Below are 25,441 nucleotides of genomic sequence, written 5' to 3'. Positions count from 1 at the left end.
AAGGACATGATTTTCCGGGGTTTACCAGCGTGAATGGATCATCTCGCGGAAGTATGTGTCGTAGATTTCCCTGACTCTGTTCTCGAAGTCCGGGCCCAGGTGGTCCAGTATTTGAATGGAGGCGGCGTTGGAGCGGGCTTGTTCGGCGTTTCGGGCCCCTGGTATGACGGTGCTGACCCCGTCTTGCGCCGCGATCCAGGCGATGGCCGCTTGGGCTGTCGTTGCTCCGGCCGGGACAAGCTTTTTGAATTCTTCCACCGCTTTGAGGCCGTGTTCAAAGTCAACTCCGGAGAAGGTCTCTCCGACGTCGAATGCTGCACCGTTCCGGTTGTAATTCCGGTGGTCACTATCGGCAAAGACTGTGTCCTTGGAATACTTGCCCGAGAGCAGGCCGGAGGCCAGAGGGACCCTGGCGATGATACCGACTCCGGCGTTCTTCGCCGCGGGCAGGACCTCGTCCAGGGGTTTGAGCCTGAAGGCGTTCAGAATGATCTGGACGGTGGCCGTGCCGTGTTTGATGGCCTCGAGTGCTTCATCGGTCCGCTCAACGCTGACGCCGTAGTCCTTGATTGCGCCTTCACTGGCGAGCGTCTCCAGCGCATCGTAGACTTCCGGTCGGCTGTAAACCGCGGTCGGTGGGCAGTGCAGCTGCACCAGGTCCAGGCACTCCGTCCGGAGGTTCCGCCGGGAACGGTCAACCCACTGCCGGAAGTTGGCCAGTGTGTAGTTCTCCGGTTTCTGTTCCAGGCGCCGCCCGATTTTGGTGGCGACCGTTATGTCCAGTCCGGGGTTGGCCGCGAGGAAGGTCCCGATGGTTTGCTCGCTCCGCCCGTCGCCGTAGACATCGGCGGTATCAAAGAAGGTCACCCCGGAATGCACTGCGGCTTCCAGGATGTCGTTGGCTTCCTTCGGATCGACGTTGCCCCAGTCGGCACCGAGCTGCCACGTGCCAAGTCCCATAACGGAGACGGACCGCCGTGTCTTGCCCAATACTCGCTGCTTCATGCTTCGACTATAACCACGGCACAACAGCCCCGCCCGCATGGAAGGGGGCCAGCTGATCCTAGGACCCGAAGGGCCAGCCACGCCTGGTCGAAAGATGCTATCTGACGCGTAGTCTCGGAAACGGCTACCGGCACAGGGTCCGCACATGGAACGACGTGGTCAGGGTCCGGGGTGCCGCCACACGGAGGCCAACTTCACGGACAAGAGAAAGCGGGTCAGTAAAGATGGAATTCAGGTACCTTGGCAACTCCGGCTTCAAGATCTCGGAAATCACGTTCGGCAACTGGCTGACCCACGGTTCCCAGGTCGGGAACGACACCGCCGCCGCATGCGTCCGAGCAGCGCTCGACGCCGGAATCAGCACCTTCGACACGGCCGATGTCTATGCCAACACCGCGGCCGAGACCGTCCTCGGTAACGCCCTGAACGGCGAGCGCCGGGAATCGCTGGAGATCTTCACTAAAGTATTCGGTCCCACCGGGCCCAAAGGCCACAATGATCTCGGGCTCTCCCGCAAGCACATCACGGAATCCATCAACGGCTCCCTCAGGCGCCTGCAGACGGACTACGTGGACCTCTACCAGGCCCACCGCTATGACTTCGAGACGCCGCTGGAAGAAACCATGCAGGCTTTCGCGGACATCGTGCGGCAAGGCAAAGCCCTGTACATCGATGTGAGCGAATGGACAGCGGAGCAGATCCGTGACGGACACGCGCTTGCCAAAGATCTGGGTTTCCAGCTTATATCCAACCAGCCGCAGTATTCCATGTTGTGGAGAGTCATCGAGTCCGAAGTGGTGCCGGCGTCGGAAGAACTTGGACTCTCCCAGATCGTGTGGTCCCCCATGGCCCAAGGCGTACTGAGCGGCAAGTACGAGCCCGGGAAACCTGCTCCCGAGGGCAGCCGCGCCACAGACACCAAGGGCGGAGCGCAGATGATCAAGCGTTGGATGTCCAACGAGGTCCTGGCCGGCGTCCAGAAGCTCAAACCGATCGCGGAAGAAGCCGGACTGACCATGGCCCAGCTCAGCATCGCCTGGGTCCTGCAGAACCAGAACGTGGCCTCGGCCATCACGGGCGCGTCCCGGCCCGAGCAGGTCGCGGCCAACGTGGCGGCATCCGGAGTGAAACTGGATCAGGAGATCATAGACAAAATCGACGCCGCAATCGGCGCCCTCGCCGAACGCGACCCCGCCCGGACCAAAGATTCCTCACCCGCCACCCGGGAAGCATAGGCACCAAACGGCAGGGGACGGCCGGACGCCCACCTTTCGGCAGGGGACGTCGGGCCACCCCCGTTAGACATCCTGGTCCAAACCGACCGATGGGTCTGCGCCTCGGGCCTTGATTCTGCGTCAGCTCAACGACTTCCTGGATCTTCGACTCGGGAATCACCGGATTGCGCCCCGCTCGGGCTTCAGCGACCCGAGCTTCTTCAATCCGTCTCCGTCAAAGCTCACGCCACGCACCAGCGGTGCCCGGATTCACGCCCACCACCGCGCCTTGGAGCACCCCGATCGAAACCGTTCGTCCTCCAAAATTGGGACTTCGTCAGACTATTCACCCCTTGAGGTCCGGGAGAGAATGGACTTCAACCGACCCGGCAAGGACCGCCCACAAGTAGCGGATGGCACGCTCAACCCGGTCCAGGTCAGCAAACTTGCACCTACCCTTCGCTGTTCTCATCGACCTTCCTCGGCAAAACATCCTGGGAACGGGACCGACTGCAGCACGAACTGGGTGAAGCGGGCCCAAACCTCCCGAGCAGCCGATCGGCCACTACCCAAAGCGCAGGCCGGCCCACAAGCCGGGTCATCAAGCGGCATTACGCGGTTCCGAATTTCGAGCTCATGCATTGGGGCATGTTCGTCGAAGGGTCAGAGTCGGCCCGCGATAGGCACCTTCCATAAAAGCAGACGTAAGTGTGGACACTGTCCACACCCCATTTGGCCGGACAAACCGACAGGCACAGCTCCCCCTTACGACTCGAAGCAGCTTTCCGAAGAAACTTCCGCGCCAAGGTCGGTTTCATCATGTTGTACCCCGGACCCTGAACCATGAACTGGTGTTGGCCATCCACGACCAACCTGACAGAACCGGAACGAGGAACCGCATAACCCCACCCCAGAGCAAGCCGAGGGCCCATCAGCCAGGACCCTGAACCCGCCACCCACACACCTTCACCGGCCACCGCGGCGGCCAGGCCACAGCCCGCCAACCTAGCGTCAGAGGGACCTGACCACAAGCTTTGTACACACGTTAAAGCAAAAACCCCTCTGACGAGGGGGAATGCTGTGCCCGAGGTGGGACTCGAACCGCATTCCGGGCCTTGGAAACACAGGGAACTCCCGAAAACATAGCCAATCCGAGCCAGTTCGGCACCAGTACGGCCCAGTCCGACAGCCAAAATGTGCACATTGTGCACACGCCGCCTTTTTCACGGAGACGAATGTCCGCTATGGCAAAAGCGGTCTGTCCGACCAACCGGACAATCGTCTCAATTGTCCTGTCCTCCCCCTTGCGACATCCAGTAATCGTTGATCGCCTGAACGGCCTGCTCTTTCGTCATCCGGGCAACATCTCGTTCATTCATTCCAACGGTATGGGTGAGTTGCCAGACCAGCGCCAGGGGAATAGCCGAAGCGGGAGGGGCTGCCCTTCCGCGGGCAGGCAAGGCTCCGTCATCGACGCATGCCCAAAACTCATCCTCACTGACCTCGAGCTGGTCTTGGAGAATATGGTTCCAGATCGAACTCGAATACGTGGTGCGATCCACCGGGCGGGAAATCCGGGTCCGCAAGATCCGTCCGTCTTGCAGACTCAACCGGTAGGTCGCGTGATGGCGCACTGGTTTCCCGCGGGCATTCGTCACCAGCTCCCAGCGCTCGGTTCGACAGAACTTCTCATGGTCGTCCCGTCCGCCCACGCGTCGGACGCTCATGCCACCGAGCCGGTGAGCCACGCGGTCAATTGCTGATCGGTGCACAGATCAATGAGCTGAACCAAGGCCCAGTTCTCACGGTGATTGGGCGCCGCGTGCAAATGGTCCACCCAATCCTCCGCGTAGTCCCGCAAAGCATCGACAAAGTCCGCCAAGGCTTCACCCAGTTCCGTGGCCTCAGCGGCAAAAGGCTGCCCTGGCATGAAGACAGCCCATGCTCCGTCCTCGTTCACGACCTGGACATTGGCGACGACCGTCAATTCCAGATAACGGCGCAAGCTCTCTCCATTGACGACGGCGGCCGTGGCTCGGTCGGGCCGCCGTATCGTGGACAGCCCTCCCCGCTCGCTGGCATCGAGGATCGTCTTCAACGAATCCCGCGCTTGGGTAAACCCGTAGACGTGTCCACCGACTGTCTCGTGTGTGGGGGTGCTCATATATCAATCATCCGCACGTACATCAGGTACGTCAAGTACGTCCGCGTCGCTTTCCGCTACGTGGTCGTCACGGGGACCATTTGGAGGCTGATGCTGTCTCAAAATCACCGAAGACTGTTCCTGCGGGGATGACGACGTCACGCGCTTGGCAGTTTCCGCGGATCAGGGAACCCGAGCGAGACGTACCCCGGTGCCCGCTTGTTCAGTGAAGCTGCCAGGACCGGAGTGGACTCATCATGATAGTCGTGAACGGTCGCCACCGTTTTCCCTGGGTATGGTCGGATGATTCGGCCGGCGTATTGGACCAACCTGCCCTTGAAGGAAATGGGCGCCGCAAGGAACAAGGTGTCCAGCTTCGGACAATCAAAGCCTTCGCCAATGTAGGAGCCGGTTCCCAACACCAGAAGCGGCTCTGAGTCACCGGAGTTGGAAAGACGCTCGACGGCGGCTTGTCGTTCCTTCGCCTTCACTGCCCCAGTGAAGACCACCGGCTTCAGACCATCCGCCTCGAACCGGGACCTGAAGGAATCAAGATGAGTTTTCCAGGTCGTCAGCAAAAGAATTCGCGAGTTCTGTTCGTAAGCCGCCAAAACGTCGTCGTAGATTTGCTGCAGGCGATCCTCGTTGGCGATCAAGTCCTTGTAAATGGCGGAAATCCCGCCAGGCTCGCTGGGCTCCGCGACGCCGTCGTAACTGTAGGACGTCCGGTGCAGTTTCAAAGCCAGCGACGGCTCGGCAACCTCCCGCGGGTGGCGGGGCAGCTGCTCCGGAGCAGGGGGCGAAATGGTGGCACTCATCCACGATGACAAAACCGTACCCGGCGGTCAGCTCGGCGACGTTGTCGCGCCGCGCGAGTGTGGGCAAAAGCGCGACGTCGATGCGTCCGATTGTCTTTGCACGCCCTCCACCTATTTGGCCGCACTTTTCATCCATGAACTCGCGTATGCGGCTACGCCATTGGTCAGCCAAGGCCTTGCGGTCAACCAGGATCAGCGTGGATACGCCACGACGCGCCATGGCAGCAGAGGCGATGACTGTCTTACCGGTCCCGGGCGGAGCCACCAAAATGCCTTGTTCAGTGGAAGTAGCGGCATCCATTGCGCCTTGTTGCTCCCCACGGAGAAGCGCTGTGAACTCGAAACTTTGAACGGTGCCGGATGCGCGCTGATCATCAACGCGCAGTGTGCTGCCACTCGACTCGACTAGTTGATGCAAGAGGGACAACAACCCGCGAGGCAAAATAAGGTCCCCCTCAAGGGTTTCGTCATAGTTGCGTATAAAACGCGGGATGTCCCAGGTCGACCGGCGCTGGCGTTGACGATCGTAAAACTCGGGGTTAGGCATTGACGCGGCATGTTTGACTGCCGAAATCATGGCGGGCCCCAGATCCGTTGCTTTGATGGTTATACGTGAGGCGAAGGTAGCGCGAATGATGAGCGCCGGGCGAGGAATGATCTTGGACGACTGGGGCAGTTCGAGCCGGCGAACCGGGGAGCTCTTGATTCAGACGCGGTGAGCACCAGCAGTTTCCGCAGCCTGGCATTCTCGACGCGCAGTTCCTCAAGTTCGCGGGTCATGGCGTTGCCTGCCACATCAGTCCTCCGTGTCCAAGGTTCCTTGGCCGGTTGCTGCGGGAGCCGCCGTCGTGCCCTTGGTTGTCGTCGGCGCGCACCGCAAGGGGCAGCCCTTGGTGGCCGAGCTTGAACGCCGCGGAACTTTCTGGGATGGACCGGTGACCACGGCACCCCTGTACAGAATGGTCGCACTTGACACCACTCCCCCGAAACCCGGACTTGTCAGGTCCAAGCAGGGAGCCGAGCTTGTCGGGGAGCGGTGGCTCCTATCCGAGGCGGCTTTGGGGTCTTTCCTCTCTAAGCTTCCCGAGCCCATGCTGTTGGGGTCCATCACCCTGAGCGACGGCAGCAACGCCGTGGGATTCGCTTGTGACGCCGAGGCCGCAGCCAGCGGGCGGGACATCACGGACCACCGCAACTGGATTACCGCCCTGCGAGCTTTTGACCAACATGTCGAGGCGGTCAGACCTGCGGTCAAAACTGGACCGCGGGTCTGGCGGGAAGTCGGGCAGCCCCTCATCACCGTCTTGCAAAGAGGCCAGAAATAGCATGGTTGGACTCTGAGCGAGCGCCAAACGCTTCACTAACTACACCAGCGCAGCTACCTTTCTCGGTAACTGCGCTGGTGCTGTTGGTCCATCAGGAACCGGCAGCTGCCTGAGACGTGCTTCCTGCGAGTCGCAGCCAGGTATCCACAACGGTGTCGGGGTTCAGGGAGACTGAATGAATGCCTTCTTCCACAAGCCATTCGGCAAAGTCCGCGTGATCGCTGGGGCCTTGGCCGCAAATGCCGACGTATTTGCCGCGGGCCTGGCAAGCTTTGATGGCCATGCTCAGTAGTTTCTTTACAGCTGGATTTCGTTCATCAAAGCCTCCTGAAACGACCGCCGAGTCCCGGTCCAGGCCCAAGGCCAGCTGCGTCATGTCATTGGAACCGATCGAGAATCCATCGAAGTAGTCAAGGAATTCGTCGGCGAGGAGAGCGTTTGACGGAACCTCGCACATCATGATGACCTCGAGGCCGTTGTCCCCGCGTTTGAGGCCGTTTTCGGCCAGCAGCTCAATGACTCCTTTGGCCTCGTCCAGGGTGCGCACGAAGGGGATCATCAACTTGACGTTCGTGAGCCCCATCTCGTTGCGGACAAAGGACAAAGCCTCGCACTCGAGATCGAAGCAGTCGCGGAAGGAAGGCTCCAAGTATCGTGAGGCGCCGCGGAACCCGATCATCGGATTCTCTTCGTGTGGTTCGTAAGCGGGGCCGCCAATCAAGTTCGCGTATTCGTTGGACTTGAAGTCGGACATCCGGACAATGACGGGTTCAGGTGCGAAGGCCGCCGCGATGGTGGACACGCCCTCGGCCAGGCGCTTGATGTAGTAGTCGCGGGGGCCATCGTATGCGGAGATCCGCTCCCGGATCTCCGCGGCGATGTCGGCAGGCTGGTCGACGAGGTTCAGCAACGCCTTGGGGTGGATACCAATCTGTCGGTTGATGATGAATTCCAGGCGGGCAAGCCCCACCCCGTGGTTGGGCAGCTGCGCGAAGGTGAACGCCTGTTCCGGGGTGCCTACATTCATCATGACCTTGACCGGCGCTTCAGGCAGTTGGGTGATTTCCGTTTCCTCAACGGTGAAATCCAGGAGCCCTTCGTAGATCATGCCGGTCTCACCATCAGCACAGGAAACGGTCACCTCGAGGCCGTTGCTGAGTGCATCTGTGGCATACCCGGTGCCGACGACGGCGGGTATGCCCAGTTCCCGGGCGATGATGGCGGCGTGGCACGTGCGCCCGCCGCGGTTGGTCACGATGGCCGAGGCGCGCTTCATGATCGGTTCCCAGTCCGGGTCGGTCATATCGGCGACGAGGACGTCGCCGGTTTTGAAGGCGGCCATCTGGTCGATCGCGGTGAGGATACGGACGCTGCCGGCGCCGATCCGCTGGCCGATGGCGCGGCCCTCAACCAGCACGCGGCCTTCGCCGTTGAGCCGGAACCGGCTCAGGTTCCCCGCAGCACGTCGGGACTGGACGGTTTCCGGGCGTGCCTGCAGAATGTAGAGTCCACCATCGATCCCGTCCTTGCCCCATTCGATGTCCATCGGGCGGCCATAATGGTTTTCGATGGCGACGGCATGCCGGGCAAGCTGCTCGACGTCGTGGTCGCTGAGACTAAAGCGGTTCCGCAGCTCGGCTTCCACCGGTACGAAGTCAATGGTGCGGCCGACTTCAGAGGAGTTTGTGTAGGTCATTTGGAGGGCTTTCTCCCCCAGACCGCGTTTGAGAACTGCGGGCCGGCCAGCCTGCAGTGCGGGTTTGTAAACGTAGAACTCGTCCGGATTCACGGCACCCTGGACGACGGCCTCGCCCAGACCGTAGGAAGATGTGACGAAGACGGCGTCCTTGAAACCGGATTCGGTGTCCATGGTGAACATGACGCCGGAAGCGCCGATGTCTGAACGCACCATTCGCTGAACGCCGGCCGACAGTGCCACGTCGGCGTGTTCGAACTTGTGGTGCACGCGATAGGCGATGGCCCGGTCGTTGTAAAGGGACGCGAACACGTCCTTGATCGAGAGCAGGATGTTCTCGATGCCACGAATGTTCAGGAAGGTTTCCTGCTGCCCGGCGAACGATGCATCCGGAAGGTCTTCCGCGGTGGCGCTGGAACGGACGGCCCAGGAGAGGTCCTTGGAACCGCCGTGCTTGTCCACCAGCTTCTGGTAGGAGTCCCGGATCTGCGCCTCGAAGTCCGGCAGGAACGGCGTCTCACGCATCATGGACCGGATGTCCTGTCCGGCAGAGGCAAGGGCTGTCACGTCATCGGTGTCCAAGCCGACCAGCCGGTCGGCGATTTTCTGGTCCAGACCCGAATCAGCCAAGAAATTGCGGTAGGCATCAGCGGTCGTGGCGAATCCGTCCGGGACCTGGACCCCGGCTGAGGTCAGGTTCTGAACCATCTCACCGAGCGAGGCGTTCTTTCCGCCCACCCGGTCCAGGTCCTTGAGCCCGAGTTCGGAAAACCACAGGATGTCATTCGTCATAGCTACTGCTCCTTTGCAGTTGATGGCATGCGCGGGTGCACCCAGCCCACGCGGGTAGGTGGAGGGCACATTTCTGTACACCATGGCAGGTTGTCAGTGTAGTTTCCACCAGATGTGGGCCGAGACACATAAGGGTTGTGGACACTTTTCTAATGTTTCAGATTCATTCGCTGAAGGATGGTAGCGGCCATTTCCTCCACGGACACCGTCGCGGAATTCAGGTATGGGATTCTGTGGGATACATACAGTTGCTCGGCGCTGCGCAACTCGAAGCCGCACTGCCGGAGTGAAGCGTACGCTGAACCGCGACGTCGTTCGGTGCGGATCTGGCTTAGGCGCAGCGGGTTGGATGAGAGGCCGAAACACTTCTCAACGAAGGGCCGGAGAGGCTTGGGAAGGCCCTCACGTTCAAAGTCTTCGTCCACCAACGGGAAGTTCGCCGCGAATATGCCGTGCTGAAGAGCCAAGTACATGGTGGTCGGGGTCTTACCGCAACGCGACGGCGCTACCAGAATAACTTGGGCCTTTTCCAACGCCCGGAGGCTCTGCCCATCGTCGTGTTCCATGGCGTACTCCACTGCGGCCATCCGGGATTGATACCGCTCTGCGTTGCCCAAGCCGTGGGCCCTGCCGGGTTCGCCGCTCGCCAACGAACCAAGCGCGTCCTCCAACTGCCCGAGGTGAGCGCCAATGAGGTCGACAATGATTCCCTTGCACGTCGCCAAGACATGGCGGATATCACTGCTGACCGCAGTCGAAAAGACGATCGGACGTAGGCCAGCATCGGCGAGCCCGTCGATGGTACCGGCCACGGTCCTGGCCTGCTCAACGGTCGTGATGAAGGGGACCGTGATGCGGTCAAAATTGTTCGCGGGGAACTGCGTCAACAGCGTGTTGCCGAGTGTTTCCGCAGTGATGCCTGTGCTGTCGGAAAGAAAATAGACAGGCCTGAGATCGTCTTTGCTCATGAACGCATTCTTGCACCATGCTGACTTCCCGCGCGGGCCGAGAGCATGGCAGAGGCGTCGAGACCCACTCATCCAGGCGCCCGGCCGCGGTGAGGCTGGCTTTGCTCCAAAGTCAGGTGGTAGGGCCCTGAAGGGTCGATGAACACATAGTCATCAGGAAGGCCGCGGCGCCGCCCTTGCAGCAGAAATAAAAAGCAGACTTAAGTGTGCCCACGGTACACGCCATCTTTGGTCGGACAAATTCAGACACGAGACCGGGGCCTCAGGCCAACAATTGAAGGATGAATCCAGAAAAACTAAGAAAAGTTCTTACGCGTCATGTCATCAAGACAGCCCCCGCCCATGAATAGGTAAGCGGCCAGCCAGGCCGCCGCACCATCACCGAAGGGAGACCCGAACAACCCCACACCCCAGCAGGCGGAAGGCCACCAGCCAGGGCGTTGGACCCGCCACCCACACAACTGAATAGGCTCCGCGGCGACCAGGCCGAAGCCCACACCACCAGCGTCAGAGGCGCGCCAGCGCAAGCTTTGTACACACGTTAAAGCAAAAACCCCTCTGACGAGGGGGAATGCTGTGCCCGAGATGGGACTCGAACCGGCTTCCAGGCCCCGGAAACACAGGGAACTCCCGAAAACATAGCCAATACGAGCCAGTCCGGCCGATGTACGACCCAGTCCGAAGCGAAAGGTGTTGACGCTGTCAACACCTTTCATCTGGCCCCGCGAACTCGCCTTGGGACCCCTTCCACAGGACCCACCGTCGAATCAGATGTTTCTCGATCAGGATGGCGGTGCGCTGCAAGTCCATTCCTCCACCAGTAAGTTCTACACCAAGGTCCAAGGCAAGAGCTCATTGCCGCCCGCCTGTGCGGTCACCCCCGCAGTCCACGACTGCCCGGCCAAGCCAGCCAAATTATGTACTGAATCGAACTTAAATCGGCACCTTGTGTGCCGAAATGAAAGATCTAGACTGCCGCTCCGTTGTACCCCAGGCACGGACGGTCCCGTCCGCCAGCACGGCGTAGGTGGAGCCAGTCGTTCCATAGTCGGGCTCAGAGGTTGTCGTAAGGGAGCGGTGAGGTATTCAGCCCAAAATGACCTCAACTGCGAACCAGCCGTCCAAGTCCACTCGGCTTCTTGACTGGCTGTCGACATCAGTGAGACCTGGTGCTGACCATAATTCGCGTAGGCCCTCCCAGGGCTAATGCAAAGTCATGCAGAGCTCCGCGGCCCCGGCAAGTTGCACGGGCCGGTGGCTGCCTCTGTTGGCGCACAACCTGGCTACCAGCTCCGAAGGTCCCTCGCATCCGCGAATGGGCTGACCGTCGAATCGCGTGGTCTTCCCCGGCTCCCGGTGGGCTCTTGACACGAAATTTCAAAGCACCAACACTAGGGGCACGGACCGGCGTGGCGTTGAGTGGCTGCTGCCAGGAGACGGTTTCGTGTCTGGTTCCGAATGGAGGATGAGATGGCAGCGAGAGGGCTTTCGGTTCACCCCCGAAGGCAACAGGTTTGGCTACGTATTCTTCTGCCCAATGCCCTGGTGGTGATCGGCGCTCCTCTTATCGAACTTTGGTCAGGGAGCAACCTCAAAATCTACCCGGACATGGGCTACATTCTGGGTCTTGGTTCGCTGGTGGTGTTCACGTTCTACGGGATCTGGTCCTACGAGAGGACCATTAAGAATGAACCGGGGGCCATTGCGACGAGGGACGCCATCGCCGCGACCGTGGTGATGCTGTATCTGATCCTGCTCTCGTGGGCCGTGTTCTTCCGCGGCGGGGCAACCGAGAACTCGATCAGCAAGATCACCTCCGACCTTCTGACGAGCTTCACGTCGATCACCGCTGTGGTAGTCGCTTTCTACTTCGGCTCGATCACCATTGACCAAGTCACAAGACATCGGCAAGTGCCAAGCAAAGCGAGCAAGACGACCACCCAGGACCCGCCGCAGGACTTGCCGGAACGGAATGAATGAGCCTGGATCAGCCAACCCCAGTAATAGCGAGGTTCCCGCACACGCCTAACCATCAAGCCGTCTCTCAAATGGCCTTTATTTGGCCCCGTAAGCAGTCCAGCGTTAATGCGATACATAGCTGATTCTCCCGCGACCATATTTTCCGGTAGCGGTTCGGCGTCATGCCGTCCAAGGATCCGTTGCAGATGGCTTTTCATTAATCAGTCAAATACTTGGCTTCGGCCATGGCGTCCATGTCTTCGGGTTCTGAACTGAGCGCCAGAGGATTCGATGAAGCCGTTCTGCCAGGGTGATCCCGGGTCGATTAACGCGGTATCCACGCCCGCCACAAACCCATACAACCTCACACTGGAGCGGTTGTGCCTATCTTCGGGGGCCATCCGGAAACCAGCCACCTCTCTAAACCTGGGCTTGCCGAGCCTGTATACAGATTTCAGGGTGCCTGCCACAATGGGGTGCCATCATTTCTAAAATTGGTGCGGTGCGGAGGATGTCATGAGGGAAGACCCGCGAACCCGTCAGCAGCTTTCTGAACTTATTGAACAGCGGCGATCAAGCATTAGGTCCTTCCTGGGACGCGCCCGCCCGCGTCGGAACAGGTTGACGAACATGAGCGTTGTCGGCAGTTCTTTGGCGGCGGCTCTAACGGTTGGACCCGCGGTGGGCGGCACTAAGTTCACGGCGGGGGTTCAGACACTGTTTTCCTTGCAGGACAGCTCAATGGTGTGGCGGATGCTCTGCCTGGCAGCCGTACTATTCTCTCTAACTGCCGCCTTGGCGACGAGTTTGGCCAACTCACACGAAATTGCTGCGCACGTCAGCGCCGCGGAGGCTTGCAGTGCAGAATTGGCGGGGCTGGCGGCAGCGCTTTCTATTGGGCACCTTCGTCTTGACGATGCCGTCCAGCTTTACGAGCAATATGTCGCCAAGGTCCCATTCGTCGACGAAACTCCCGGGCGCTGATCGACTGGCGCCAATTCATCGAATCCGGAATGGCGACGCGCCGGCAACGCGGGCATGCCAGCGGTTGGCAGACGGGTGAGAGAGTCCGAAGGCCTCGACTGAAATTTGATGGCCGGAGAGGAAGCCCTACGACCTGATTGAGCGATTCCTCAACGAATTCGGCCTCCCATCATCCAAATCCGACCTCGTCGCCGATCCGCACGAAGTTCTTCAAGACTCAGCCTTACGCGATCTGGCTGTTCAGTGGAAAGGGAATCCCGCTCATTTTCCACGGCCAGGAATTCTGTAAGTCGCCGGGGCTCCTTGGGCCCTTTCGATCAACATTTGGGATGGAAAGCCAATAACGCGGCAGTAACGGCACAGGTGGATGATGCGATAACAGCCAACTGTCCAAGATGGGGATGCTTGATGGTAGACAAGAATTTCGGAGCCCTTGATGCCCCCCACGGCTTGAAGGCTCCCGGCAGCCAGCCCGACGGGACGAATCTGTGGACTCAACCGAAACTCGATGGTTGGTCTGTGCCCCTTCCGCCTGGAACCCCGAAAGATCTGGAGGTTCGGCACCATGCGCCCAAGCCCCTTCTAGCGACAGATGCCGACCTCGCCACTCCGTTGGGGAATCCTGAGAATCCGAGCGTTTCACCCGATGGTTCGGGTCGGCCGCACCGCCTCGTCACCATCGGCGACTCAATCACGCAAGGTTTCCAATCTTTCGCCATCCACAACACCGGGATCTCATGGCCGAAAATGGTGGCCGATGCCTTCGGGTTCGACTTTAGCCATCCGGAATTCAACGGACCGGAAGCCGCACCCGGGCTGCCCCTAAACCTGGAGGCGCTCACCCGCGGTATCGAAGCGGCCATTCGCGAACGCCCGCTTCCATTCGAAGCACCGCACGTGCTGACTACGGCGATCAGGATGTTGGAAGAGGTCCGCCACTACTGGGAGCGAGGCGCGGGAAGCAACCCGTTGTCACCGGCGCAAACGACGTTCCACGAGAATCTCGCGATCTGGGGTTGGGACGTGCGGGACGCTCTCTCGAAGGACCGTGCGTGGTGCCAACGGAAAGTCGATACTCACCAGGATCTGCTGAGCAAGCTACACATCTCCAACGACCTCATGGTCAGCCACTCCAAAGAGCGAACAGCTCTCCGAACTCTATGGAACGCTAGCCAGGAGGGCGGCAATGTGACCCAGATCAGTGCCGCCAAGACACTGGGCGCCGACAACGGCGGTGCAGGCATCGACACACTCGTCGTCGCGCTCGGGGCCAACAATGCGCTCGGAAGCATTGGCACGATGAAAATCACCTGGAGTGACGACGGTTATAAAGATGTGGACAAAAAGTCCAAGTACAACGTCTGGACTCCGGAGCATTTCCGCGTGGAGCTGCACGAACTCGCGACAAAGGTCGGTGAGATCAATGCGGCGCACACGTTGTGGCTCACTGTTCCCCACGTGACCGTGCTTCCTTTGGTGCGCGGCGTCGGCGAGAAGCCCTACTATTCACGCTACTTCGCGCGATACACCCGACCATGGATCAGCGACGCCGACTTCGACGCGAACATCGAGAACTGCCTAACAGGCGATGACGCTCGGTTGATAGATGCCGCGATCGATCAGTACAAATGGGCGATCAAGCAAAGAGTGCACGACGAGAGGACGAAGGGTAACGACTGGTACGTCGTCGACCTGTGCGGGCTGCTCGACCGAGTCGCATACCGCAGGTATCTCGCGAGCCCGCAGTCCCGACCTTACTGGTGGGAGGAGGTCAAGCTGGTGCTGCCCGCTGAATTGCTTGCCATGTCGCCGCGACCCGACACTCGCTTTTTCTCCTCCGACCAGCATGGCCGCACCCAAGGCGGCCTTATAGCCCTTGACGGAGTGCATCCGACCACCATCGGCTACGGACTCATCGCTCGAGAAGTCCTCGAAGTGATGACACTTGCCGGCGTCAAGCCGATGAATTCGAACCCCGCCTCGATCAATTTCAAAGAGATTCTGGACAAGGACACGCTAAATTCGCATCCTCCCGAAGAAATTGGCGAGGACCTAGAGATGATCGGGCTGTTCAACCGTGCCATCGACATCGTCGAAGTCCTGTTGGGAAAGAAGCCCATCTGAAGCAAGACCGCAGTCCCCTCCCACAAACCCAGGAAGACGAGGCAGAACGCCACAAAAGGGCCCCGAAGGACACACAAAAAAAGCTGATTTATGCACATTCAGAGGACCAAAGGCGCCTTGGCCTGTCGAAACACGTGCCCAAGGTGGGGCTCGAACCCCATTCCAACCCTTGCAAGCACTGGGAATTCCCGAAAACACGCCCAATCCGGCACCAGTATGGCCCAGTCCGGCGTCCAAGTCCGACGGCAAGGGTGCACATTGCGCACCCCGATGTTGGCCTTCGAACTCCCCAACGACTGGTCATCGGAAATTCCGAGCCATCAGCCTAGGAACCTTCCACAGCACCTACCGTCGAATGAGGTGTTTCTCGATCAGGGCAGCGCTGCGCTGCAAATCGATGTTTCCGGCGGCCACTCCTACAACAGGGTCGAAGGCATCGTCGGTGTTGAAGTCGCGCCGGTAGCCGTTGATCCAGAGCAGCTGGACCATCAGGGTCAACGCAGTGCGTTTGTCGCCGTCGATGAGCGGATGAGACCTGACCACCGACTCGAGGAGTGCCGCGGCCTTCAGAGCAAGCTGCGGATAGGCTTCGACGCCCACAACGGTCGGGCCGTATCCGTCCCCGGCATCACCGGGCCATCGGCGGCGGCCAAAGGCAGGGTTTGCGGGCAACTGAACCCCGCCCAGGACTGCAGCCAAACCCCCAAAACCCCCGCAAGTCATGTAGCCCCGTCCTCGTCAAACCATGAAGAAGCAAGAACACAGACCTACCCCACCCCAGGAAAGAGGCACCCGGCCACACCGACGGCCACCACCAAAAACGGCCCCGAGGGGCCTATAAAAGGCAGACTTGTGCACAGTCAGAGGGCCAAAGGCCCCCTGACCTGCGGAAACACGTGCCCAAGGTGGGACTCGAACCGCATTCCGGGTCTTGGAAACACAGCGAAGTCCAGAAAACGTAGGCAATACGAGCCAGTCCGGCCGATGCACGACCCAGTCCGACGCCCAAAGTGTGTATACGTTGTACACACCCCAAATCTCACCCTACAGACTCCCCGGCCAACCGCATGCAGACGAATTCCGACAATCACCTGGGACCCTCTCCACCGGACCTACCGTCGAATCAGGTGTTTCTCGATCAGGACGGCGCTGCGCTGCAAATCGATGTCGCCGGCGGCCACTCCCACAACCAGGTCGAAACCCTCTTCGGTGTTGAAGTCGTGGCGGTAGCCGTTGATCCACAGCAGCAGGACCATGAGCGTCCAGGCTGTGCGTTTGTTGCCGTCGATGAGCGGATGAAACCTGGCCACGGACTCGAGGAGCGCCGCCGCCTTCATGGCCAGTTGAGGATAGGCTTCCGTGCCCATGACCGTCGTTGCAGGGCGCGCCAAAGCCGAGGCGAGCAGCCCGATGTCACGGATATGGAACCCGTACCGGTCAACCACCTGCAGAGCGTCCTCGATTCCGAGGTACGAGCTCATGCATCCTCAAGGCGTTTAAGCAGCTCCGCGTCATGGCTCATCACGAAATCCAGACCCTCATTGATCTCGCGGCGGCGGCCGTGCCGTTGCAGGACCAACTCGGCCCCCTGAAGCAGCAACGCGGACTTGGACGTATGCTCCTCGGCGGCAAGCTCATCGAGACGGCGATCGAGGTCTTCGGGAACACGCAGATTCATAGCCATGCCCCATGGTACCAAACCAGTACCGTGACAATCCGCGAAATTAAAGGATTGCTGTGCTGCGCGAGGCGCACATCACCGTCACAGCAAAGAAGCCCGTCGCTCCGGCGCGGGACGACCTCAGCCCCCCCATTCGTCGGATATGAGAACGGCACGACCCCGGACGAGGTGTACGGGTATGCGTCGCAGGCGAGTTCGTCCAGGACGGCAGCCAACGCTGCCGCCTTAGCCTGAGAAGATGCCCAACCTGCGTCCCTCCCATCCACGGTCCAGCCTTCGCATCCCAAATAATCGCTCCCATTGTGTTTGTCTGCGGAACATGTGCCCAACGTGGGACTCGAACTGGCTTCCGGGCCTTGCAAACACCGCGGACTCCCGAAAACATAGCCAATCCCGGATTCGGGCCAGTCAGGCCGATGTACGGCCCAGTCCGACGACAAGAGTGCGCATAATGTGCGCACCCCGGGCAGGCCCTCTTGCAGCATCCAAGTTCCGCATTTGGCTGCGCCACCCCTCTCAGGGTGTCATGACACCACGTAGGCTTGACTGTGAAGCCAGAACCCCTCGATCGCAGGAGCGCATCATGTCGGCAGGGACACCACGGCACACGATCCGCGTCAGTGACGAACTGTGGAACGAAGCGCACCGCAAAGCCGTGCGCGAAGGCACGACGGTGTCCGAAGTCATCCGCACCCGGCTCCACGAATACGTCGCAGCCCGGGACAAACACCGGCACACGATCGCCGACTCCTTCGTGTACCTGGTCCCGAACGCTTTCAACGACCTACACGGCCCAGCCGACGGAACGGTGGAGCTCCCCCTGCACCTGGACTGGGGACCGGAAAGACGCTACAACGTGGACGACGACGGCAGCTGCTCGGTGCTGTACCAACTCACCATGCAGAACTCCGGATCCATCGAGGAAATCTGCCGCATCGTCCACGCTGGACGGCTGATGGCCCTATGGCCGACCATGATCCTGCCCGCAGGCTGCAGGCAGCTCTGGGAAACCACCTTCCCCCAGCTCCCCGCCACCCGCGAAGCCAAAAAGCACCCCTCATGGACCACTCTCAGCGCCTAGCAGCCAGGATCGCCCTCGATGTCCTGGCAGCCGATGGCTTCCTCCTCGCCGGCGGCCAGGCCCTCATCAAACACGGCATCACCGAACGCCTCTCGGACGACATAGACCTCTTCGCCCTCCACCGCAGCCACACCCCGGCATCCTTCGCCGCATCGGTACGGAAAATGACAGCCGCCCTCAAGACCGCCGAATATACCATCGAGATCACCCGACAACATGAGGAGTTCGCCAGCGTCACCGTAAGACACGACGAGGAAGCCGTCGTCATCGACCTCGGACTGGACTAATCCTCCAGGGCTCCGTTGCAGAGCCGGTTGACCACTTCGGTGAGCATCGCCAGGCCGGCGACGATGTCCTCGTCCTTGGTGTATTCGTACTCGTTGTGGGAGATCCCGTCCACGCTGGGAACAAAGAGCATCACGGTGGGAACGATGTCCTTCATATTGGTGGAATCGTGCCCGGCCAAGGTCATGACTTCCTTGTTGGATAGCCCCAGATCGGCCGCAACCTTGGCGGCGAGTTCCACGCCCTCGGGCTGGTAAGGAGTGACCGGCCACGAGTGCGAGTGGTGCTGTTCCACGGAAACGTTGGCAAGCGCCTCGATTTCCGCGATGCGCTCGTGCAGCAGGGCATCGGCCTGGGCGAGTACGGCTTCGTCGGCACTGCGCAGATCCAACAGCAAGCTGACGCGGGACGGCACGACGACGGGCGAGTTGGGATAGACGTTCAATTGCCCCACCGAGGTGTGGAGCGCTCCGGGGAACCGGTTGGCGATATCCCGGGCGGCAACCACCAACATCGAGGCTCCCAGGAGGGCGTCCTTGCGGTCAGCGATGACGGTGGAGCCCGTGTGTGCCTGCTCGCCGTGGACCACGAATTCGTACTTTTTGGCCGCCCAGTTGGAGGACACCAGGCCAATCGTGATGCCTTCCCGCTCCATGCTGCGGCCTTGTTCGATGTGGATTTCGGCGCAGTATGCAGCCTCGGGTCCTTCATAGGAACCACGGCACGCGATGGCGTCCAGGGCGTCCTGCACGGAAATCCCGGCTGCATCCGTGGTGGCCAGTGCCGTGTCCAGCGGGAGCTTGCCGGTATAAACGGAGGAACCCATCATGGAGGGCTTGAAGCGGCTGCCTTCCTCGTTGAACCAGTTCACCACAGCGATATTGAACTTGGGTGCCTCAGTCCCGTGCGCGTTCCACTGGTCGACCAGCCGGAAGGCCGCATGCGCGGCCGCCAGCACGCCGTAGGCACCGTCGTAGCGTCCCGCCGTCGGCTGGGAGTCCATGTGCGAGCCAACCACAACAAACGGAGCTCCCGGCGCGGCCTCATACAGTCCCCACTGGTTGCCGACACGGTCAAATCGGACGGTGAAGCCGCGGGCTTCCAGCAAGCTCGTGAGCCAGTGGCGCTGTTCGCCGTCGGGCTGGCTAGCAGCCTGGCGGTCCACGCCGCCGTTAGCAGTGGCGCCGAATGCGCTCATGGTGTGGAAGTCCTGGACGAATGCGCTGTCTTGGGCAGTGAAGCTGGTGGTGGATGTCATTGGTTCCCCTATGAACTGTGTTGAAGTGCGGTCAGAGAGTTGTGGGTAAAGCGGCCGCCGACGGCGGTGGCCAGGACGTGCAGCTCGGCAATATTGCCGGCGTCAAACGGCGAGCCGGACAGGACGGTGAAGTCGGCAAGCTTGCCAGAGGCCAAAGAGCCCTTTACGGCCGACATCCCTGTGGCCGCGGCCGCTCCCGTGGTGTAAGCGGCTAGTGCCTCGTACGGGCTGAGCCGCTCTGTCGGGTTGCCGAACACCGCGCCGGATGACGTTTTCCGGTCCACAAAAGCTTGCATGCCACGCAAAACGCTTCCGTCCGCGACGGGGCGGTCGGAGCTCCCGGCCAAGGTCACCCCTGCGGACAGGAACGACGACGCGCGGTAGGCCCAAGGCAGTCGCTCCGGACCGAGCGACGCCGCCATGCCGTCGCCGCCGTCATGGAAGAAGCTGGCCTGAGGCGTCACGGCGATCCCCGCCGCTGCGAGCCGTTCGAGCTGTTCCGGCCTGGTTATGGAGGCGTGCTCGATCCTGTTCGGCATCGTGCGCGGACCGTTCTTGGCGTCGCAATCCGCAAGAATATCGATCGCCAAGTCCACGGCCAGGTCTCCGATGGCATGGGCCGCAATCGACCACCCCGAGGCGTAGGCGGCCTCGATCCGTTCCCGCAGGAGGGCGGGTTCGGCTTGGAAGTATCCCGTGTTGCCTGTGTTGTCCGTCTGCCCATGGCTGCAGTACTCGTCGCTGACGGCGGCGGTCTCGCCGAGAAGCGAGCCGTCCAGGAAGACCTTGGCTGGGCCCAGGGAGAGGTATTCGTTGCCGAATCCGCTCGCTATGCCCAAATCCAGGCCTGCCGCACCGGAACCGTCGTCGTCGTGGCCGCCAACCCGGTGCAAAACGTCCAGCACCGGCATGACCTGGGCGCGCGCATGGAGCCTGCCGTTGGCCGCGGCCCGCTGGTATGCGGCTAGCTCGACCGGGCTGTGCCCGATCCAGCCACCACCCACGCCCGCTTCGGTGAAGCTCGTGATGCCCTCGGAGGCATAGTGACGCGTGGCCCGATCCAGGGCTGCCTCGATTTCGGTAATCGAATACGGCAGGGTCAGCTGCTGGATCAGTGCTTGCGCCGTTTCCTGGACAAGCCCCGTGGGCCTCCCGGCGGAGTCGCGGACGATCACGCCGCCGTCGGGATCTGAGTACGACGGCGACTCAGCACCGGCCTGCCGCAGTGCGGCTGTGTTGACCACGGCCATGTGACCAGAGTTGTGCCGCATGAACAATGGCCGCTCCCCCGTGATGCGGTCGAGTTCGCGGATGTCCGGGAACGCGCCGTCGTGCTGCTGCTGGCTGAAGCCAGTGGCCATGAGCCAGGCGCCAGCCCCATGGCCTGGGCCAGCGCCAGCGTCGGCCATGGCTCCCCGCAGCAGCCCGTACAACTCCCCCAGCCCCCGCGCCTTGGACACATCCAGCTCGGCCAGGCCCAGCCCGAACCACGTGGTGTGGCAGTGCGCATCGATGAAGCCGGGAGTGACGGTGGCGCCGCCAAGGTCGAGGATCTCGGTGGCGGCAATGCCATCCAGGTCTTCATCGAGTCCCGCCACGAGGCCTTTCCAGACTCCCAGCGAGCGGGCGCATGGACGGCCCGGGTCCATCGTGATGATATCCGCGTTGCGCAGGAGCAGGTCAAGTTTCATACCGATGGCCTAGCGGTGCGAGGTGGTAACGGACTTGATCCGGGTGTAGTCCTCCAGCCCGAAGACGGAGAGGTCCTTGCCCGTGCCGGAGTGCTTGAAACCGCCGTGTGGCGCCTCGGCCGGAATGACTTGGTGGCAGTTGATCCACACGGCGCCGAAGTCGAGCTCGTTGGACACCCGGGTGACCACGCCGTGGTTGTTGGACCAGACACTTGAGGCGAGCGCGTACTTCGTACCGTTGGCCAGCTCAAGCACCTCTTCCTCGGTGGAGAACGGCTGGACCGTGACCACCGGGCCGAAGATCTCGTCGCACACCACCTCGTCAGTCTGGAAGACGCCGTCGATCACTGTCGGTTCGAAGTAGTACCCCGCACCGGTACGTTTGCCGCCCGACAGGATGGTGGCATTGGCCGGAAGCCGGGTCATAAAGCCTTCCACGCGCTCAAGCTGCGTTAAACTGTTCAGCGGCCCAAGGTCCGACGCGTCATCGCCGAGGGTCAGCGCGGCGGCGGCAGCACCGAGGGCCTTGGCGAACTCGGCGTGAATGTCCGCGTGGACCAGCACCCGGGTCACGGCAGTGCAGTCCTGGCCGGCGTTGAAGAACGCGCTCAGGGCGAGCTCGCGGGCGGTCTGCTGGATATCGATGTCGGCGAAGACGATCGCAGGCGCTTTGCCGCCGAGCTCCAGGTGGACGTCCTTCAGGGTCTTGGACGCAGCGGACATGACCTGGGCGCCCGCCCGGGTGGAACCCGTGATGGACACCATCTCCGGGATCTCGTGGTCCACCATCGCGGCACCCGCCTCCCGGCCTCCGCAGACGATGTTCACGACGCCGGCGGGGTAGACCTCCTGGGCCAGCTCGCCCAGGATCACGGTGGACCACGGGGTGGTGTCCGCGGGCTTCAAAACCAGAGTGTTTCCCGCCGCCAAAGCCGGCCCGATCTTCCAGATGGCCATCATGAACGGGTAGTTCCACGGGGTAATCTGCGCGACCACACCCAGCGGTTCGCGGCGGATGGTGGACGTGAAGCCCTGCACGTACTCGGTGGACGCGGTACCGGACACGACGCGGCAGGCTCCGGCGAAAAACCGCAATTGGTCGGCGCCGCGGAGGATCTCCAGTTCGCGGGTGACGGCCCGCGGCTTGCCCGTGCACGCCACTTCGGCGTCCAGCAGCCGGTCCACATTTGCCTCGATGAGGTCCGCGAGTTGCAGCAGCAGCGCCTGGCGCTCGCCCGGCGTCGTGCGCTTGTAGCTCTTGAAAGCGGCAGCAGCGGCCCGGAAGGCGAGGTCGACGGCGGCCGCGTCACTATCCGGGGCGGTGCCGATCTGGGTTCCCGTCCGGGGATCGAAGAAGGGCAGGCTCGCCGGGGCGTCGACCGCCTGGCCGTTGATGATGTTCTTGAGCGTGATCACGTGGGGCTCCAGTCAGTTGCTCTTGGGGGAACGGGTGGTGGGGTCCTGCGGGAGGTGCAACACGGCCGGGAGGCCGGAGTCGACGGCGCGGCGGAACGCGGCGGCGAAGTCCTCGGCCCTCTCAACGCGCTCGCCGTAGCCGCCGTAGGAGCGGGCCAGGGCGGCAAAATCGGGATTGGTCATGTGCGTGCCGGACGGTCGGCCCGGGTAGTGGGCTTCCTGGTGCTCTCGGATGGTGGCGAAGATGCCGTTGTCCACCACCAGCACAATGAACTTTGCGCTGTGGCCCATGGCCGTGGCGATTTCCTGGCCGTTCATCATGAAGCAGCCGTCGCCAGCCACCGAGATGACCTGGCGGCCGGGGTATGCCAGCGAGGCCGCAACGGCCGCCGGGATTCCCATGCCCATGGCTCCGTTGCGCGGAGCGGCGAGGGAGTTAGCGCTGTTGTGCTTCAGGTAGCGGGCCGGCCACAAGGCGTGGTTGCCCGCGCCGAAGGTGAGGACGGCGTCGTCGTCCATCTCTTGCTTGAGGATCTCCATCACGACGCCGAGGTCCACTGCCGTGCCTCCGTCAGGTTGGGCCGAGGAGAACTTGAGGTAATTTGCCCGGGCGTCCTGGAACCAGCCGGCGGCGGGCCGCACGGCAGAGTCCGTGTCCGCGATGGCAAGCGAGAACGCCGAGACGTCTGCGGTGATGTGCTGGTCCACCTGGCCGAAGTGGCCGAGGAGGTCCGGGTCCGGGTTGATCACGACGGTCCCGGCATTGAGGCCGCGGGTGTAGCCGTCTGAGAGGACGTCGCCGCGGACGCAGCCAAGGAAAACGAGCAGGTCGGAGTCGTCCAGAAGCGCTGCGGTGGCATCATTGCGGCCGTATCCCAGGAAGCCTGCGTAGGACTCGCTGCTGTGCGGGACGGCGTCGTAGGCGCGGAAATCGGCCACGACGGGGATGCTGTGGCGTGCCGCCCAGACGGCCAGCGCGTCCCCGGATTCCTGGGTCCAGCCCTCGCCACCCACCACGACGAGCGGCTTGTTGGCCGCGGCGAACCGCGTTTCCAGCTCGGCCAGGTCCGCGGCAGCGGGACCGGGACGGGAGACCCGGCGCGGCTCCACGGTGCCTTCGTTGACGGCGTGCACCAGCACATCCTCCGGCAAGCCGATCACTACGGGACCCGGGCGTCCGCTAAGCGCGGTAAAGATGGCGTCGTCCACCACACGGGCGGCGGAAGCGGCGTCGTCGAGAGTCACGACTTTCTTCGCGGTGCTGCCGAACCAGGCGTTGATGTCGAACTCCTGGAAGGATTCCCGCCCGCGGTCCGCCACGGGGATGAGGCCCACGAACAGGATCATTGGTGTCGCGTCCTGGTGTGCCGTATGGATAGCGATGAACGCGTTGGCGGCGCCGGGGCCGCGCGTCACCATGGCGACGCCGGGGAGTTCCGTGAGGCGGCCCTCGGCCAGCGCCATGAAACCTGCTCCGCCTTCGTGGCGCGTCACGATGGTCTCAATCGAGGAGTCGTGGAGTCCGTCCAGGACATCCAGGTAGCTCTCGCCGGGGACGCCGTAGACGCGTTTGATGCCTGCGCGTTCAAGCTGCTCGACGATGAGGTGGCCTGCTGTAGTGGTGCTCAATGCTTCATTCCTTCTTCTTTGATGCTCAGGCCGGGAAGGAAGATCCCGGACACGGCGGTCAGTATGGAAACAATCAGGAGAATGATGGCGCCGGGCCAAAATGAGTTGCCGTTGGCGGCCACCAGCGCTGTGGCGATAAGGGGTACGAAGCCGGATATGACACCCGCGGTATTGGAAGTGATGGCGACGCCCGTGTAGCGGACCTTGGTGGCGAACAGTGCCGTCAGCGCCGTGCCCGAGACGGCGTACGGGATGGACAGGACGGCGACGCCGATCGTCATGCCAACGACCACCAGGACCGGATTACGGCTGTCGATGGCAAGGAAGACAGGGACCGCAATGATGGCTGAGGCCACACCGCCCCACAAGATGACTTTGCTGGCACCGAATTTTTCACCCATCCTGCCGGCCCAGATCAGGGCCCCGATTTCGAGTGCGGCCGCAAGGAGGGTGCCCAGGAGAAGCAGCTCGGACGGCAGCTTCAAGACCTTGGTGCCATAGAAGACCACGAAGCTAGTGATGAGGTAGAAGCCGCCGATGCCAAGCAGCGCCGAGCACATGCCCACCAGGATCTGGCGCCAGCTGTTCTTCAGCACGCCGCGGATGGGGGCATGCTCGGTTTCGCCGGATTCCATGAGGGCTTCAAATTCGGGCGACTCGCTGAGCCTGCTACGGATCCACATGGAGATGGCCAGGAGCGGGATGGCTGCGATGAAAGGGATGCGCCAACCCCACGCGTCGAAGTTGCGCTGACCCACGAGGAAGAGCATGCCGAAGAAGCCTCCGGAGGACAGGATGGTGCCGATCGGGGAGCCGATCTGCGGCAGCGCCGCGTAGCGGGCACGCTTGGCGACCGGGGCGTTTTCGACGGCGATGATCACCGCGCCGCTCCATTCCCCTCCGACGGCGAGGCCCTGGACGATTCGCAGGGCCACCAGGAGGATGGGGGCGGCCAGGCCGATGGTCATATAGTTCGGCAGCAATCCGATCAGGCCGGTGACGACGCCGATTCCGACGATGGTGACCATGAGGATCTTTTTGCGGCCTACTTTGTCGCCGAGGGCGCCGAAGATGAATCCACCGATGGGACGGGCGACGAACCCTACGGCGAGGGTGGCGAAGGAGCCCATCGCGGCCACGAATGGATCCTGAGACACGAAGAACTGCGCGTTGAACACGAGTGCTGCCGCGGTGGTGAAGAGGAAGAAGTCGTACCACTCCAGCGCTGTGCCTACGAGGGCGGCGAGCGCGACCTTCCTGGTGACCCTCTCATCGACTGTGCGGGGCATCCCGGGAGTCAGATGCGTGGGGGCGCTGCCTGCGCTGCTGGCCATGATTACTCCAAAAGATTCGAACGATGCCGTGAAAACCG

The 25,441-nt window shown here is 61.8% G+C and carries 21 protein-coding genes and 2 pseudogenes; 7 read left to right on the top strand and 16 right to left on the bottom strand.

Annotation, left to right across the window (positions count from 1 at the left end; all coding sequences use genetic code 11):
• Positions 1 to 21: 21 nt before the first annotated feature.
• Positions 22 to 1,005 (bottom strand): aldo/keto reductase, encoded by a 984-nt coding sequence (locus NFJ07_RS07855; RefSeq protein ID WP_269993551.1) that lies wholly within the window; start codon positions 1,003 to 1,005, stop codon positions 22 to 24.
• Between the two features lie 224 nt (positions 1,006 to 1,229).
• Here NFJ07_RS07855 and NFJ07_RS07850 point away from each other — a divergent pair, with 224 nt between their 5' ends.
• The gene (locus NFJ07_RS07850; RefSeq protein ID WP_269993550.1) at positions 1,230 to 2,240 is read left to right on the top strand and encodes an aldo/keto reductase family protein; all 1,011 of its coding nucleotides are present in this window, start codon (positions 1,230 to 1,232) and stop codon (positions 2,238 to 2,240) included.
• A 1,262-nt stretch (positions 2,241 to 3,502) separates the two neighbouring features.
• On the opposite strand, the gene NFJ07_RS07845 is transcribed toward NFJ07_RS07850, so the two are convergent.
• The 4 genes and pseudogenes from NFJ07_RS07845 to NFJ07_RS07830 all read right to left on the bottom strand — a co-directional run.
• Positions 3,503 to 3,946, bottom strand: coding sequence for a cytotoxic translational repressor of toxin-antitoxin stability system (locus tag NFJ07_RS07845; protein ID WP_269993549.1), 444 nt, complete (start codon positions 3,944 to 3,946; stop codon positions 3,503 to 3,505).
• Positions 3,943 to 4,383, bottom strand: a complete 441-nt coding sequence (locus NFJ07_RS07840; RefSeq protein ID WP_269993548.1) for a hypothetical protein — start codon at positions 4,381 to 4,383, stop codon at positions 3,943 to 3,945. The genes NFJ07_RS07845 and NFJ07_RS07840 overlap by 4 nt, the downstream gene beginning before the upstream one ends.
• Before the next feature lie 137 nt (positions 4,384 to 4,520).
• Positions 4,521 to 5,180, bottom strand: a complete 660-nt coding sequence (locus NFJ07_RS07835) for a DEAD/DEAH box helicase (RefSeq protein WP_269993547.1) — start codon at positions 5,178 to 5,180, stop codon at positions 4,521 to 4,523.
• A gap of 40 nt (positions 5,181 to 5,220) precedes the next feature.
• Positions 5,221 to 5,481 (bottom strand): annotated as a pseudogene (locus tag NFJ07_RS07830) (DEAD/DEAH box helicase family protein); the annotation flags it as partial.
• A gap of 505 nt (positions 5,482 to 5,986) precedes the next feature.
• Between NFJ07_RS07830 and NFJ07_RS07825 the strand changes: the two are divergent.
• The gene (locus tag NFJ07_RS07825; protein ID WP_269993546.1) at positions 5,987 to 6,505 is read left to right on the top strand and encodes an allophanate hydrolase-related protein; all 519 of its coding nucleotides are present in this window, start codon (positions 5,987 to 5,989) and stop codon (positions 6,503 to 6,505) included.
• Between the two features lie 91 nt (positions 6,506 to 6,596).
• Here the strand turns inward: NFJ07_RS07825 and ppsA are convergent, their stop codons facing one another.
• A complete protein-coding gene (gene ppsA / locus NFJ07_RS07820) occupies positions 6,597 to 8,993 on the bottom strand; it encodes a phosphoenolpyruvate synthase (RefSeq protein WP_269993545.1) in 2,397 nt (798 codons plus the stop codon).
• A 149-nt stretch (positions 8,994 to 9,142) separates the two neighbouring features.
• A complete protein-coding gene (locus tag NFJ07_RS07815; RefSeq protein ID WP_269993544.1) occupies positions 9,143 to 9,961 on the bottom strand; it encodes a pyruvate, water dikinase regulatory protein in 819 nt (272 codons plus the stop codon).
• Between the two features lie 1,470 nt (positions 9,962 to 11,431).
• On the opposite strand from NFJ07_RS07815, the gene NFJ07_RS07810 reads away from it, so the two are divergent.
• The gene (locus NFJ07_RS07810) at positions 11,432 to 11,941 is read left to right on the top strand and encodes a hypothetical protein (protein ID WP_269993543.1); all 510 of its coding nucleotides are present in this window, start codon (positions 11,432 to 11,434) and stop codon (positions 11,939 to 11,941) included.
• 64 nt (positions 11,942 to 12,005) lie between these two features.
• On the opposite strand, the pseudogene NFJ07_RS07805 reads toward NFJ07_RS07810, so the two are convergent.
• A pseudogene (locus tag NFJ07_RS07805) lies at positions 12,006 to 12,264 on the bottom strand (hypothetical protein); the annotation flags it as partial.
• 286 nt (positions 12,265 to 12,550) lie between these two features.
• Between NFJ07_RS07805 and NFJ07_RS07800 the strand changes: the two are divergent.
• Positions 12,551 to 12,904 (top strand): hypothetical protein, encoded by a 354-nt coding sequence (locus NFJ07_RS07800; RefSeq protein ID WP_269993542.1) that lies wholly within the window; start codon positions 12,551 to 12,553, stop codon positions 12,902 to 12,904.
• Positions 12,905 to 13,312: 408 nt separating this feature from the next.
• Positions 13,313 to 15,028: a hypothetical protein gene (locus tag NFJ07_RS07795; RefSeq protein ID WP_269993541.1), complete on the top strand. Its 1,716-nt coding sequence runs from the start codon at positions 13,313 to 13,315 to the stop codon at positions 15,026 to 15,028.
• A 345-nt stretch (positions 15,029 to 15,373) separates the two neighbouring features.
• Here the strand turns inward: NFJ07_RS07795 and NFJ07_RS07790 are convergent, their stop codons facing one another.
• From NFJ07_RS07790 to NFJ07_RS07780, 3 genes are all read right to left on the bottom strand, one after another.
• Positions 15,374 to 15,727, bottom strand: coding sequence for a Fic family protein (locus tag NFJ07_RS07790; RefSeq protein ID WP_269993540.1), 354 nt, complete (start codon positions 15,725 to 15,727; stop codon positions 15,374 to 15,376).
• 413 nt (positions 15,728 to 16,140) lie between these two features.
• On the bottom strand, positions 16,141 to 16,509 hold the full coding sequence (locus tag NFJ07_RS07785) for a type II toxin-antitoxin system death-on-curing family toxin (protein WP_269993539.1): 369 nt from the start codon (positions 16,507 to 16,509) through the stop codon (positions 16,141 to 16,143).
• Positions 16,506 to 16,712 (bottom strand): ribbon-helix-helix protein, CopG family, encoded by a 207-nt coding sequence (locus NFJ07_RS07780; protein ID WP_269993538.1) that lies wholly within the window; start codon positions 16,710 to 16,712, stop codon positions 16,506 to 16,508. Before NFJ07_RS07780 ends, NFJ07_RS07785 begins: the two co-directional genes overlap by 4 nt.
• Before the next feature lie 580 nt (positions 16,713 to 17,292).
• On the opposite strand from NFJ07_RS07780, the gene NFJ07_RS07775 reads away from it, so the two are divergent.
• Positions 17,293 to 17,790 (top strand): hypothetical protein, encoded by a 498-nt coding sequence (locus NFJ07_RS07775; protein ID WP_269993537.1) that lies wholly within the window; start codon positions 17,293 to 17,295, stop codon positions 17,788 to 17,790.
• Positions 17,769 to 18,077 (top strand): nucleotidyl transferase AbiEii/AbiGii toxin family protein, encoded by a 309-nt coding sequence (locus tag NFJ07_RS07770; protein WP_269993536.1) that lies wholly within the window; start codon positions 17,769 to 17,771, stop codon positions 18,075 to 18,077. Before NFJ07_RS07775 ends, NFJ07_RS07770 begins: the two co-directional genes overlap by 22 nt.
• On the opposite strand, the gene NFJ07_RS07765 is transcribed toward NFJ07_RS07770, so the two are convergent.
• Genes NFJ07_RS07765 through NFJ07_RS07745 form a run of 5 tightly spaced genes read right to left on the bottom strand, consistent with a single transcriptional unit; the run spans position 18,074 to position 25,403 of the window.
• Positions 18,074 to 19,333, bottom strand: a complete 1,260-nt coding sequence (locus tag NFJ07_RS07765; protein ID WP_269993535.1) for a M20 family metallo-hydrolase — start codon at positions 19,331 to 19,333, stop codon at positions 18,074 to 18,076. The genes NFJ07_RS07770 and NFJ07_RS07765 overlap by 4 nt on opposite strands.
• A gap of 8 nt (positions 19,334 to 19,341) precedes the next feature.
• Positions 19,342 to 21,024 carry an amidohydrolase gene (locus NFJ07_RS07760; protein WP_269993534.1) on the bottom strand — a complete coding sequence of 561 codons (1,683 nt, stop codon included), beginning with the start codon at positions 21,022 to 21,024 and terminating at the stop codon, positions 19,342 to 19,344.
• Positions 21,025 to 21,033: 9 nt separating this feature from the next.
• Positions 21,034 to 22,440 carry an aldehyde dehydrogenase family protein gene (locus NFJ07_RS07755; protein WP_269993533.1) on the bottom strand — a complete coding sequence of 469 codons (1,407 nt, stop codon included), beginning with the start codon at positions 22,438 to 22,440 and terminating at the stop codon, positions 21,034 to 21,036.
• A gap of 12 nt (positions 22,441 to 22,452) precedes the next feature.
• The gene (locus NFJ07_RS07750; RefSeq protein ID WP_269993532.1) at positions 22,453 to 24,069 is read right to left on the bottom strand and encodes a thiamine pyrophosphate-dependent enzyme; all 1,617 of its coding nucleotides are present in this window, start codon (positions 24,067 to 24,069) and stop codon (positions 22,453 to 22,455) included.
• Positions 24,066 to 25,403, bottom strand: coding sequence for an MFS transporter (locus NFJ07_RS07745; RefSeq protein ID WP_269993531.1), 1,338 nt, complete (start codon positions 25,401 to 25,403; stop codon positions 24,066 to 24,068). Before NFJ07_RS07745 ends, NFJ07_RS07750 begins: the two co-directional genes overlap by 4 nt.
• Positions 25,404 to 25,441: the final 38 nt, after the last annotated feature.

This window comes from Arthrobacter sp. B2a2-09, from assembly GCF_027587375.1.
Classification (GTDB): domain Bacteria; phylum Actinomycetota; class Actinomycetes; order Actinomycetales; family Micrococcaceae; genus Arthrobacter.
The sequence above is the reverse complement of the archived record's forward strand: the minus strand, read 5'-3'. Positions and strand labels throughout refer to the sequence as shown.

Coding starts and splice junctions, on each gene's coding strand:
- NFJ07_RS07770 (WP_269993536.1), top strand. CDS start 17,769: ATGGACCACTCTCAGCGCCTAGCAGCCAGGATCGCCCTCGATGTCCTG.
- NFJ07_RS07835 (WP_269993547.1), bottom strand. CDS start 5,180: ATGAGTGCCACCATTTCGCCCCCTGCTCCGGAGCAGCTGCCCCGCCAC.
- NFJ07_RS07840 (WP_269993548.1), bottom strand. CDS start 4,383: ATGAGCACCCCCACACACGAGACAGTCGGTGGACACGTCTACGGGTTT.
- NFJ07_RS07745 (WP_269993531.1), bottom strand. CDS start 25,403: ATGGCCAGCAGCGCAGGCAGCGCCCCCACGCATCTGACTCCCGGGATG.
- NFJ07_RS07815 (WP_269993544.1), bottom strand. CDS start 9,961: ATGAGCAAAGACGATCTCAGGCCTGTCTATTTTCTTTCCGACAGCACA.
- NFJ07_RS07800 (WP_269993542.1), top strand. CDS start 12,551: ATGAGCGTTGTCGGCAGTTCTTTGGCGGCGGCTCTAACGGTTGGACCC.
- NFJ07_RS07785 (WP_269993539.1), bottom strand. CDS start 16,509: ATGAGCTCGTACCTCGGAATCGAGGACGCTCTGCAGGTGGTTGACCGG.
- NFJ07_RS07845 (WP_269993549.1), bottom strand. CDS start 3,946: ATGAGCGTCCGACGCGTGGGCGGACGGGACGACCATGAGAAGTTCTGT.
- NFJ07_RS07855 (WP_269993551.1), bottom strand. CDS start 1,005: ATGAAGCAGCGAGTATTGGGCAAGACACGGCGGTCCGTCTCCGTTATG.
- NFJ07_RS07765 (WP_269993535.1), bottom strand. CDS start 19,333: ATGACATCCACCACCAGCTTCACTGCCCAAGACAGCGCATTCGTCCAG.
- NFJ07_RS07760 (WP_269993534.1), bottom strand. CDS start 21,024: ATGAAACTTGACCTGCTCCTGCGCAACGCGGATATCATCACGATGGAC.
- NFJ07_RS07810 (WP_269993543.1), top strand. CDS start 11,432: ATGGCAGCGAGAGGGCTTTCGGTTCACCCCCGAAGGCAACAGGTTTGG.
- NFJ07_RS07795 (WP_269993541.1), top strand. CDS start 13,313: ATGGTAGACAAGAATTTCGGAGCCCTTGATGCCCCCCACGGCTTGAAG.
- ppsA (WP_269993545.1), bottom strand. CDS start 8,993: ATGACGAATGACATCCTGTGGTTTTCCGAACTCGGGCTCAAGGACCTG.
- NFJ07_RS07775 (WP_269993537.1), top strand. CDS start 17,293: ATGTCGGCAGGGACACCACGGCACACGATCCGCGTCAGTGACGAACTG.
- NFJ07_RS07780 (WP_269993538.1), bottom strand. CDS start 16,712: ATGGCTATGAATCTGCGTGTTCCCGAAGACCTCGATCGCCGTCTCGAT.
- NFJ07_RS07850 (WP_269993550.1), top strand. CDS start 1,230: ATGGAATTCAGGTACCTTGGCAACTCCGGCTTCAAGATCTCGGAAATC.